The sequence below is a fragment of the Saccharobesus litoralis genome, from assembly GCF_003063625.1.
Classification (GTDB): domain Bacteria; phylum Pseudomonadota; class Gammaproteobacteria; order Enterobacterales; family Alteromonadaceae; genus Saccharobesus; species Saccharobesus litoralis.
Map to the genome: position 1 here is coordinate 5,283,752 of NZ_CP026604.1, position 11,503 is coordinate 5,295,254.

The window sequence follows — 11,503 nt, forward strand, 5'->3', positions numbered from 1 at the left end:
CATGGGTAAAAAAACAACACCAGAGCAAAAACAAAGACTGCTGGACCCTGTTGAATACCAAAAGCAACTGGCTATAAAAAAACAACAAGCCGCGCTAGAAAGACAGCAAGCGGCGATCAATGCCAAAATGCAAGCGTTACAAAAGGCTGCAACGCCAGAGCCAGAAGTCAAACCAGAAAAGACTCAAGCTGATATCATTAAACAGCGCATCATTGTTGGTGTGCTGGCTTTGTTAATCTTGTATACATTGCCTTACCCGCAACTGATTAAATATGAAAAGTTAAAAATCGTTACTGAAAGCGTATATATACCGAGCTACTTAGGTATAACTGATGGTTTTATTTTGGATTCATATGGCGACGTCTCGATCCAAGGCGGGGGACGCTGGATGTACATTTGTAATCAAGTCGCTGATAAAAATAATTGTCAACGTTATCAAGTCATAGAGCGAAAAGGCTTTTTTGCTGCACTAAAAAAATTATTAAGTTAAAACTGCTCTTACAATTTTTATAGTTTAACTGTAATAGACACGACTAGATTTTAGGCTAAATTTACGCTAACTTAATATACCCTATCACTTATAGGGTTATTTAAGTTAGGAAGTGTATGGACAGCTCCAGTCATCAATTCAATCCACGGCGTACTAGTGACAAAGCGCATACGATCTTATGTATTGATGACGAAAGTGCGAATTTAAAAGTTTTATCATCCATTTTTCGTGACCATTACACGGTAATACTGACAAAAAATGCCGAGCAAGGTTATCAAAAAGCCTTAGAGATCATCCCTGATTTAATCTTACTTGATGTCGTGATGCCCGACGAAAACGGCTTTGAACTGATAAAAAAAATCAAAGCCTCTCATGCTTTAGCGCATATACCCGTTATTTTCATTACCGGATTACACGGTGAAGATGACGAAGCTAAAGGCTTAAAATTAGGCGCCTGTGATTACATTCATAAGCCTTTCAGTCACTCGATAATATTTGCTCGCGTTAATACCCATCTTGAAATTGTGCGTCAGCGCAAGCTACTCGAAAAATTTGCTAACTTTGATAGCCTAACTGAATTGCCTAACCGGCGAAAATGGCAAACTGATAGTCATGCTGTTTGGCAAAACGCCATGATTAACCAACAAAAAATTAATATTGGCGTGGTCGACGTTGATCACTTTAAAAAGTACAACGACTTTTATGGCCATGTAAAAGGGGATATTGTTTTAAGAAAGATATCCAATGCGGTAAAACGTGCACTTTATCAATATGATGGGTGCATCTACCGATGTGGCGGCGAGGAGTTTTACTTTTATTTTCCCGAAAATACTCAAATATTAAACGAAGACGTATTAGCCACTTGTCAGCAAGCCGTTAACGATTTAGCCATCCCTCACCAAACCTCTCCTGTTCAACCTTACTTAACCATTAGTATTGGAGCGGTTAATCACCAACCTTGTCCAAACAGCCAGTTGCTGGAAGTGATTGACGCTGCCGATCGCCTTTTATACCAAGCTAAGCATAACGGCCGTAACCGCTATGCTTATGGTAATTATTCAATCTAAACTGAAAAAGGGTATTGGATTGGATCGTGATGTTGATACCCAGTCACTTTGAAATCATCCATGGTCACCCAAGTTTCTAAATCTTCTAGCGATTTTATATCTGGGTTAATTTCTAATTTAGGAGATGGAAAAGGTTCACGTTTAAGCTGCACATCACGCATCAATTCCAGTTGGTCTTCATAAATATGTGCATTCACAATTTTATGATAAGCCATTCCGGGCTTATTACCGGTGATTTGCGCCATCAAGGCTAAAAAGGTAAACACTTGAACTTGATTGAAGTTAAGACCTAACGGCACATCACAAGACCGCTGATAACTGGTTAAATATAAAGTGTCACCTAACAAAGAAAATGTATGTGTATGCATACAAGGACGCAAGCACCCCATATGAAATTCACCAGGGTTGTAAAAGGACAGTATCTCTCCTCGATCATCAATACCTTGTTTTAAGTTATCTACAATTTTGCGTAATTGATCGACATGGCCACCATCAGGTTTAGCCCACGTACGCCCCTGAACGCCGTAAACGCGTCCCATATCATCCTCACCTTTACGATGAGGATTAGCTAACCAAGCATCATTTAAATTAGCATTAGCGTCCCATGTTTTTGTGCCTAACTTACGAAAATCATCTGCATTATCGTAACCGCGAATGTAACCGATAAACTCCGCAATAGCGGCTTTCCAAAAACTCTTACGAGTCGTGATCAATGGAAACTCATTTTCAGCAACATTATATTCAAGATCAGCATTAACAACCGTTAAACAGCGCTTACCAGTACGCTTATTTTCGATCCAATGACCTTCATCAACAATCCGCTGACATAAATCTAAATATTGTCTCATGCTTGCTTTTCACCTTGTCTAACGGGTTGACGATAAGCCCATACTAAAATAACCAAACCTAAAATCACCATAGGTAAAGACAATACTTGCCCCATAGTAATATAACCATTCATAAAGTCTTGTAAATGTGCATCAGGTTCACGGAAATACTCAACAATAAATCGAAATGCCCCATAGCCCAACGAGAAACAACCGGCTACTGCACCAACAGGACGTGGTGACTGACGGAACCAATTTAAGAATAAGAATAATACCAAGCCTTCTAGGAAAAACTCATATAGCTGAGATGGATGGCGACCTAACTCTCCTGCTCCAGGAAAAACGATAGCCCAAGGCACATCAGTTGTTCTTCCCCACAGTTCTGCATTAATAAAGTTACCAATACGTCCCGCACCCAAGCCAATTGGCACCATAGGCGCGATAAAGTCCGCCACTTGTAAAAAAGTAGTATTGGATTTTTTTGCAAACCAAGCAAAAGCGACAAGTACCCCTAAAAACCCACCATGGAAAGACATACCACCTTCCCAAATCTTAAATAAATAAAGCGGATTTTCTAAAAACAGTTCAAACTGATAAAAGAACACATAACCAATGCGCCCACCTAAGATAACCCCAAGAAAGCCATAAAAGAGTAAATCACTGATCTGCTCTTTATTCCAATAGCAGTCATGCTGCCCCACACGTGAATTAGCAAAATACATCGCGCCAGCAAAGCCAATGAGATACATAAGCCCATACCAATGCAATGACACTGGGCCAAGTGAGAAAATAACCGGGTCAATTGCCGGAAATTGCCAAGGTTCGGCAGCCATAAAAAATCCTGTTTAATTCTGAATACGTTATAGTCTTGGTTTGGACTACAGTGACAACAAAGTCATGATTAACGCCAATTTTGGCGCCGCATCATTACACACTTAAGAACATTTTGCTAGCAGCGGCAAATAAGGCGATAGTTAGGCAAATTTTAATCGTTTTGGCTGAAAAATAACTCGCCATTCTTGCCCCTAGAGGCGCTGTTAACATTGAGGTGGCAATAATACCGAAGAAAGCAGGAAGATAGATATGTCCTAACGAATATTGCGGTAGATCATCAAGCTGAGATCCCGTAATTAAGTAGCTGGCTGCACCGAAAATTGCGATAAACAACCCACAAGCAGCAGATGTACCAACGGCTTTACGCGCTTCCAGTCCTAACCAAACTAACCAAGGACCAAGTAATGTACCGCCACCAATCCCAACAATAGCGGATGCAATTGCAATTAAAAAACCAACTAACGACAACCAGTTTCGACTTTGGTTATAGTCCCATGCAGGTTGAAACCAGCGCTCACCGACACTAGTATATAACCCCAAGCCGACACAAAAAGTACCAAAGACAACCATAAGTGATTGCCCTGCCATTTGCGAGCCTACCGCAGCACCTAGCATGCTGCCCAACATAACACCTGGAAAAATACTAAATACCGCAGGCCATATAATATTGGCGCGCTTTTGATGAGCAACCAAGGTAGAAATGGCTGTAAAAATGATGGTAGCCAGTGACGTACCTATTGCCATTGTCATCACATAATGCTCAGGCACATTAGCCAAAGGTAAAGCAAAAGTGAGTAACGGCACGACAATTAAGCCGCCGCCAATACCTAAAAAACCCGCTAATAAGCCAGCAATAGTACCTGTTACTAAAAATATGATTGCAAGTGTATAAAAATCCATTACGTAAAAATGCTTATTTACCCGCCCTAATAAATCCACCTAAGCCAGCATGCTCAAGCTTACTGACAATAACATCTCTGATCTGCGCAGGCTCTGACAAAATTGCGACTTCTTTTAAAAATTGGCAAGCATCGTCACTGGATATGTGCTTTAAAATCCACTTAGCTTTTAACAAGTTCTGGGCACTCATGCTAAAGCTATTACACCCCATGGCTAATAATAATAATATGCCGATCGGCTCACCGGCCATCTCACCACATACTGTTACTGGTGTTCCATGCAATTGACACTGCTGGATCACAAAGTGCAATGCCTGTAGTACACCGGGGTGATAATAATCGTACAAACTCGCCACTCTGGCATTGTTACGATCAACCGCTAGCAAGTATTGCGTTAAATCATTGGTACCAATCGAAAAGTAATCAACCAATGTCGATAACTGGCCAATTTGATAAATGGCTGCCGGCACCTCTAACATCACCCCGACTTTAGGCCAAGGGATCTCACAGCTTAATTCTTCACATAGTTCACTATGCGCTTGCTTCAATAGCCGTAGCGATTCTTCCACTTCATTTATTGAGGTAACCATGGGCAATAAAATGCTCAAGTTGCCGGTGTGACGACTCGCATGCAACATAGCGCGCATTTGAATCAAGTGGATCTCTGGATGATCAAGAGTCAAGCGAATGCCACGCCAACCTAAAAACGGGTTGTCTTCCTCTATCGGGAAGTAAGGTAGGGGTTTGTCGCCCCCTACATCCAACGTTCGCATGCAAACGGGTTTATCTGGGTAGCTTTCTAATACGTGGCGGTAGAGCTCAACCTGCTCAGATTCAGAAGGAAAGCGCTGACGGACCATGAACGGAATTTCAGTCCGAAACAAGCCAATACCATCAACCGCTAAGCCTTTAGCTACATCAAAGTCTGCCGCTAGCCCAGTGTTGATATGCAGAGCAATCACCTTGCCGTCTTTAGTCACCGCTTGATCGGCGGCGAGCTCTCTAACCTTATCATTTAACTCTAGCTCCTCGCTTTGTAAGCGACGATACTCTCGCTCGATAGAATCATCAGCATTAATATAAATATTGCCGCTGTATCCATCGATAATCAGTGCCATGCCATCAATCGAGCTAATAGGCAGATCTTCCAAGCCCATCACGGCTGGAATACCCAAAGCACTCGCTAAAATACTGGCATGTGAGTTAGACGAACCTTTACGCGAACATATGCCTTTTATTTTTTCGCGAGGTATCTCAGCTAACATACTCGCCGTGACTTCTTCAGCAACCAAAATTAAGTTATCAGGCACTTTACGCTTCGCGATATCTTTTTGCATCAGGTTAACCAGCACCCGTTGCCCAATATCTCGAATATCAGTCATGCGTTCACGAATGTAATCGTCTTCAATGGCGGCAAATTCACGAATGGTTTTTTCGATGACAAACTTTAAAGAAGATGCCGCACTCCATCCCGAATGGATATGCTCATTAACTTGTTCGCCTAAGCTTGCGTCACTCAATAGGTGATTATAAACATCGAAAATAGCTGACGCTTCCGACGGTAACATAGCCGTCATTCGCTCTGATAATTCACCGAGCTCTTTACGCGTAACTTTGATTGCTTGCTGAAATTTAACAGCCTCTTTAGCCGCATTTTTGGTACGCCGAGGTAAGACAGAGCTAAAACTAATCGAAGGCTGTGAAACAAAAGCACAACCAAGTGCAATGCCTGGCGCACCGGGTACACCTAAAATATGTTGGTTAACATATTTACTGCCAGAGCCAGAAAGCGACTCAATTTGACTTTTAACACCAGCATGAGCAATAGCTGCCGCTAATTGCGCCGCTAATGTAAATAAAAAAGCCTCTTCGTCTTCAGCAAATACTCGAGAATCTGTTTGCTGAACTGAGATCACCCCTAATACTTTTCTCTGGTGAATAATCGGCACACCTAAAAAAGCATTAAACTTATCTTCTTCAACTTGCGGGGCAAATAGGAACCTAGGATGGGTATGAGCATTCGCTACGTTAACCGGCTCTTCTCGCTGCCCAACCAAACCAACCAAACCTTGGTTAAAGTTAATGGCTAAACGACCAACGGCATTAACTGACAAACCATCAGTAGCCATTAATATGTAATGTTGCTTTTCGTGGTCAGCAAGGTACAAAGAGCAGCACTCGGTCGACATCGCGTCTTTCACTTTTGACACGACATCGGTTAATGCTCTCTCTAATACTTGTTGTTGCGCAAACTCTTCTACAATGCGCTTTAGCGTAGTGATCATTTACGCGGGTTTCTCCGGCGCTTTCTATTATCTTTTCTTTTATGGAAAGGCATAGCCACAGATGCGAACTCTTTTAGCACTTTTCGGTACACATCTCGCTTAAACGATACAACCTGTCGAACTGGATACCAATAACTCACCCACCGCCAATCATCAAACTCAGGATGAGAAGACCGTGCAAGATCTACGTCTTTTTCTTTACATTTCAAACGCAACAAATACCAACGCTGCTTTTGACCAATACAGACAGGCTTAGAATCTTTACGAATTAACCGTTTTGGTAAACGGTAACGATACCAGTTGCGGGTATAACAAAGAATTTCAACATCTTCTTTGCGTAACCCGACCTCTTCATAAAGCTCACGGTACATCGTTTGTTCTAGTGACTCACCTTCATCAACCCCACCTTGAGGGAATTGCCATGAATGCTGCCCTAACCGTTTCGCCCAGAAGACTTGACCATATCGATTGCAAATGACTATACCGACGTTAGCTCGATAACCTTCGGCATCAATCACATTTGTCTCACATTACAAAATCTGGAAGTCGTTTGATTTTTTCACAAACTTGCAACATGCGCAAATGACTTATGCTAAAAAATCAGGTATTTATGGAAGTTTGTTTGTTGTTTAAGCAAAAGCCTACAACGAGCTTGATAAATGCAGATAACAGGGCCACAAAACCGCCGTAAAACCGATAAATGCGAGCTCTGTTACAATCTCAAATTGAAATAATATAGTCAAAGCGATCGGGTTTTAGGGGCAGCTTCCGCATCCTGCTCACGCTAAGTACTTACATCCATGTAAGCAAAGCCGTCAAGCTTCGAGACCCCATGAGCATATGCTCTATTATGTGATTGGGGCCGCCTAAATGGATTTAGGTGTTAGAACGACGCAGGAGCCAAAGTCGAGAGTAAGCGCAGACAATGAACCATAAAATCTGAGCGAGAAGACTATAAATTGCAAAATTACCAATCTTTAAGGCGTACGCCGATACCTAAACGATTTGCCTTGCGCCCAAATTCAATCATAGAGTCGCCATAGCCACCATTATATTGAACATATAACGCCATGGTATTATTTAAATTATAGGAATAACCCACTCTTAACGCACCGTTATAATCACGCAATGTTGTACTCAACTTAGTTTCAATACGAGAGTGAGTATTAAAATATTCATAGCCAAGCTCAATGACCCCCATATTGCGATCGTATTTTTCTCTGGCACCTTGCTGATCAAACGTATACCAAGTTGCAAGGGAAAACTGTGAACCATCCTCTCCCCAATAAAACTCACTAAAAAAGCGGTTTAGGTTACGAGACGTTGGTGGCTTTTGTCCTGTGGATTTATGGATAAAGCCAACATCGATTTGGTACAAGCCATACTTTTCAAACAAGCCTGTATCGACAAAACGGATGAATGCTTCAGGGCTGTGCACGGTTTCACGAAAATAAGTCGACTCTTGACGGTTGTAGGTTTGCCAATAATTACGCTGGCTATAGGCAACAAACAGTTTATGAGCCTGACAATAGTCAAAAACATTACACAATGGGTTTTTCATTGCTTGATATTTCAATGAAAACTGAAATTCAGTTTCAACCGACTGATTAACTGAATCCTTTAGTTCTGAATTGTAAGAGAAAGGTAAGATGTAAGTCCCTTTGTGATGCTCAACATTGCTTTTAGCCTTAACTTTAACCTCTGCCAAACTCAAGTTTGATATTAGAGCCAACACAATAGCTAAACCACATTTATAGTTCCTAAACACTGCGTCTGTCCTTATTGTTTTATCTGGACAATATTATAAACACAATGTTGCTAAACACACATGTTAAGGTCCCAAAAAGTTCCCAATTGAAATTCCAAAGCGAATGTGAACTTTCCAATTTTTTGTAAGAATTTGAAATATATGGATTATTTTATGAATTTGCGGAGGGATAAAGTGGCGGTGAGAGAGGGATTTGAACCCTCGAAGGGCGTTAACCCTTACACGAGTTCCAGTCGTGCGCCTTCAGCCAGCTCAGCCATCTCACCGTGGTATTTACGTCCTGTAAATATGTCCTCTTTCGAGGTCGCGCTATGTTAGGGAAATCTTGCCCCCTAAGCAAGCACTAAATAAGCTTTATTGGTTTGATAGGCGAATAATTCATCGCCTATCATAAGGCCAACTTTAAACCGAGATTAAGCGTTGCCTTTAAGCTTCATATTTAAAGTTGAAGCAAAGTCGAGCATGCGATCTAATGATACTAAAGCTTGCTTACGAAGCTCTGGATCAACAAAGACTTCGTGCTGACTAGCATCTGTGGCTGTTAAAGCGTTCTCAATTGCGTCTAAGCCGTTCATTGCCATCCAAGGGCAATGTGCACATGTACGACACGTTGCGCCTTGGCCACCTGTTGGAGCTTCAATAAACTCTTTTTCTGGCGACAATTGCTGCATTTTATAAAAAATGCCTTTGTCAGTAGCTACAACAAACTTTTTATTATCCATTACTTGACTAGCGCGGATCAGTTGGCTGGTTGAGCCAACCACATCTGCTAACTCGACAATCTCATCCGGCGACTCAGGATGAACCAAAATAGCGGCATCAGGATTATCTTGCTTTAATTTTACCAAAGCTTGATGCTTAAATTCATCATGAACAATACAAGCACCATTCCATTTAAGCATATCTGCGCCTGTTTGCTTTTCAATATAACGGCCTAAATGCTTGTCTGGTCCCCATAAGATTTTGTGGCCTTCAGCATCTAAGTGCTCAACAATTTCAAGGGCAATACTCGATGTGACTACCCAGTCAGCCCGAGCTTTAACGGCTGCTGATGTATTAGCATAAACGACAACCGTGTGATCAGGGTGTTGGTCACAAAACTCGGTAAATTCTTTCTCAGGGCAGCCTACGTCAAGCGAACAAGTTGCTTCTAGGGTTGGCATAAATACACGCTTTTCTGGGCTAAGAATTTTAGCTGTCTCGCCCATAAAGCGTACACCAGCGATAATTAGATTCTTAGCGGCATGGTCGCGACCAAAGCGTGCCATTTCTAATGAGTCTGATACACAACCACCGGTTTCTTCGGCTAATGCTTGAATTTCAGGGTCGGTATAATAATGAGCGATTAACACGGCGTCTTTTTCAGCCAATAGCTGTTTAATACGCGTTTTGTATTCTTGCTTCTCCAAATCCGTTAATGGCTTTGGCTTAGGAGGAAAAGGATAAGCTGAGTTACTAAAATCAATAATGCTCATTTGAATAATACCTAGTTATATTCTGACCGTGGTGTACTTCATCCGTAAATCGGGCGCGAATTATACAGCAACCAAGTTAGAAAAACACTGAGTTAAATAAAAAAGAAGACGTTATAAATTTGTGCGGAGTGTTTTAGAAAGTGGTGGGTCATGCTGGATTCGAACCAGCGACCAATTGATTAAAAGTCAACTGCTCTACCAACTGAGCTAATGACCCACTTAATATTGGATTTTTTGAAGAGTGGTGGGTCATGCTGGATTCGAACCAGCGACCAATTGATTAAAAGTCAACTGCTCTACCAACTGAGCTAATGACCCATTCTTCAAATGTTTACCAAGGTTTTGCTTAAGCCCCCGTGGCAACGGAGGCGTATAATACTGATTTAGATTGGCAGTGCAACAACTATTTCAATTTTTTTATGCTTTTCTTAAAAGTGATTAAAAAACACTCTTATTTATACAAAAAGCCAAGAGAATATTTACAAATCAGTAATAATTACAGTGATGCTATACGATTTTTAGCAATCCGCGCAGCACTCGTTGTCGCGCAATCAGTTTGGACTTGCTGATAAAAATTTCGCGCTTTGTCAGTTTCGTTTTGTTTTTGCGCAACCATACCTAACTTTAATGTAGCATCACAACGCTTATTAGATTCAGGGAAATGCTCAATTACAGTGGTAAAATGTTGTGCAGCATCTGCAATTTCACCTTTGTTGTATAAAAGTTGCCCCAACCAATAATGTGCGTTCGGTAAATAGGTTGAACTAGGAAAAGCACCAATAAATTTACGAAATTCAGGGATCGCCTTATCGTATAGCTTGTCCTTTAATACCAAATTAACCGCTCGCTCGTACGCGTCATTCTCAGACAGATCTGTCGATAAGGTAACGTCGGTTGTTGGCGTAACAGTCGCCGTAGGCGCTATCGGCGATGGCGTTAAGGTTGGTTCAGCTGACTCTATTTTTTCTACCACAGACGAAATACGAGATTCCATCTCCTGATATAAATCACGTTGGCGCTGCAAAATTTGACCCAGCTTATACCCATGCTCTTCTGAAATTCCACGTAATTGGCTAATTTCAGTTTGCAGGTTGTCAATTTCTTGAGCTAGCTTAATTTGCGCACGACTACGTGCTTCAAAATTACGCTCAAGCTTACTAACTCGCTGATCGATCTCATTCAATGTATTGTTAGCAAAGCTAAAAGGCGTTGCAACTGTAAACGTTGCCGCGCCAATTAGTGCTAAATAAAGATGTTTTTTTGTCATGGTCTATTAGTAGACTAGTACCGCACGTCGGTTAGCTGCGAAAGCTGATTCAGTACGAGAACGATCTAAAGGTTTCTCTTCACCATAGCTCACTACAGAGATCTGTGAAGATGAAACACCTAAGTTTTCTAAATGACGAGCAACCGCTTTAGCACGACGCTCACCTAATGCGATGTTGTATTCAGGTGTACCACGCTCATCGGCATGACCTTCAACACGGACTTTTACACCGCTATTTTCGCTTAGATAAATTGCGTGAGCTTCTAACATTTCAAAATATGAACCGCCAATACGAGCTTGGTCAAATTCAAAATTGATTGTTGTGCTTTGACGTAATTTAGCTTGTTGCTTTCTTTTCTCTTCTTTTAATTTAGCTGCGCGTTGCGCTGGGGATAAAACTGCGTTTGCACCACCAGCAGTGCCGTCAGTTGCTTGAGCAGCAGCTGAACCAGCTTTGTTAGTCGCGGCTGAACTGTCAGCATCTTCACCTGTTGTACCACAAGCAGTTAAAGTCAAAATGGGTAAAGCTAGCGCCAGCGCTTTTAAAGTTTTTGAAGGCTGCATCTTATTTTCCTTTATCTTTTCTTAGCA

The 11,503-nt window shown here is 41.6% G+C and carries 11 protein-coding genes and 3 tRNA genes; 2 read left to right on the top strand and 12 right to left on the bottom strand.

Going from position 1 to position 11,503, the window contains the following annotated elements; translation table 11 throughout:
- Window position 1: 1 nt before the first annotated feature.
- Together C2869_RS20030 and C2869_RS20035 are read left to right on the top strand one after the other, a co-directional pair.
- Entirely contained in the window at window positions 2-490 is a 489-nt protein-coding gene (locus tag C2869_RS20030; RefSeq protein ID WP_108604602.1) for a hypothetical protein, read from the top strand.
- A 116-nt stretch (window positions 491-606) separates the two neighbouring features.
- Complete coding sequence (locus tag C2869_RS20035) at window positions 607-1,557, top strand: diguanylate cyclase domain-containing protein (RefSeq protein ID WP_108604603.1); 951 nt, start codon at window positions 607-609, stop codon at window positions 1,555-1,557.
- Here C2869_RS20035 and C2869_RS20040 read toward each other — a convergent pair.
- The 12 genes from C2869_RS20040 to pal form a co-directional block, all read right to left on the bottom strand.
- The gene (locus C2869_RS20040; RefSeq protein WP_108604604.1) at window positions 1,554-2,405 is read right to left on the bottom strand and encodes a thymidylate synthase; all 852 of its coding nucleotides are present in this window, start codon (window positions 2,403-2,405) and stop codon (window positions 1,554-1,556) included. The genes C2869_RS20035 and C2869_RS20040 overlap by 4 nt on opposite strands.
- A complete protein-coding gene (gene lgt, locus C2869_RS20045; protein ID WP_108604605.1) occupies window positions 2,402-3,217 on the bottom strand; it encodes a prolipoprotein diacylglyceryl transferase in 816 nt (271 codons plus the stop codon). The genes C2869_RS20040 and lgt overlap by 4 nt, the downstream gene beginning before the upstream one ends.
- A 94-nt stretch (window positions 3,218-3,311) precedes the next feature.
- Window positions 3,312-4,118 (bottom strand): sulfite exporter TauE/SafE family protein, encoded by an 807-nt coding sequence (locus C2869_RS20050; protein WP_108604606.1) that lies wholly within the window; start codon window positions 4,116-4,118, stop codon window positions 3,312-3,314.
- A 13-nt stretch (window positions 4,119-4,131) separates the two neighbouring features.
- Window positions 4,132-6,402 (bottom strand): phosphoenolpyruvate--protein phosphotransferase, encoded by a 2,271-nt coding sequence (gene ptsP, locus C2869_RS20055; RefSeq protein WP_108604607.1) that lies wholly within the window; start codon window positions 6,400-6,402, stop codon window positions 4,132-4,134.
- Window positions 6,399-6,920 carry an RNA pyrophosphohydrolase gene (rppH, locus tag C2869_RS20060; protein WP_108604608.1) on the bottom strand — a complete coding sequence of 174 codons (522 nt, stop codon included), beginning with the start codon at window positions 6,918-6,920 and terminating at the stop codon, window positions 6,399-6,401. Before rppH ends, ptsP begins: the two co-directional genes overlap by 4 nt.
- A gap of 449 nt (window positions 6,921-7,369) precedes the next feature.
- On the bottom strand, window positions 7,370-8,170 hold the full coding sequence (locus C2869_RS20065; RefSeq protein ID WP_159084255.1) for a phospholipase A: 801 nt from the start codon (window positions 8,168-8,170) through the stop codon (window positions 7,370-7,372).
- Window positions 8,171-8,345: 175 nt separating this feature from the next.
- Window positions 8,346-8,436 (bottom strand) — tRNA-Ser (locus C2869_RS20070).
- 147 nt (window positions 8,437-8,583) lie between these two features.
- Window positions 8,584-9,645, bottom strand: coding sequence for a quinolinate synthase NadA (nadA, locus tag C2869_RS20075; protein WP_108604610.1), 1,062 nt, complete (start codon window positions 9,643-9,645; stop codon window positions 8,584-8,586).
- Between the two features lie 141 nt (window positions 9,646-9,786).
- Window positions 9,787-9,862, bottom strand: a tRNA-Lys gene (locus C2869_RS20080).
- Between the two features lie 25 nt (window positions 9,863-9,887).
- Window positions 9,888-9,963: transfer RNA gene (locus tag C2869_RS20085), tRNA-Lys, on the bottom strand.
- A gap of 178 nt (window positions 9,964-10,141) precedes the next feature.
- Window positions 10,142-10,912, bottom strand: a complete 771-nt coding sequence (gene ybgF / locus C2869_RS20090; RefSeq protein ID WP_108604611.1) for a tol-pal system protein YbgF — start codon at window positions 10,910-10,912, stop codon at window positions 10,142-10,144.
- Between the two features lie 6 nt (window positions 10,913-10,918).
- A complete protein-coding gene (pal, locus tag C2869_RS20095) occupies window positions 10,919-11,476 on the bottom strand; it encodes a peptidoglycan-associated lipoprotein Pal (RefSeq protein WP_108604612.1) in 558 nt (185 codons plus the stop codon).
- Window positions 11,477-11,503: the final 27 nt, after the last annotated feature.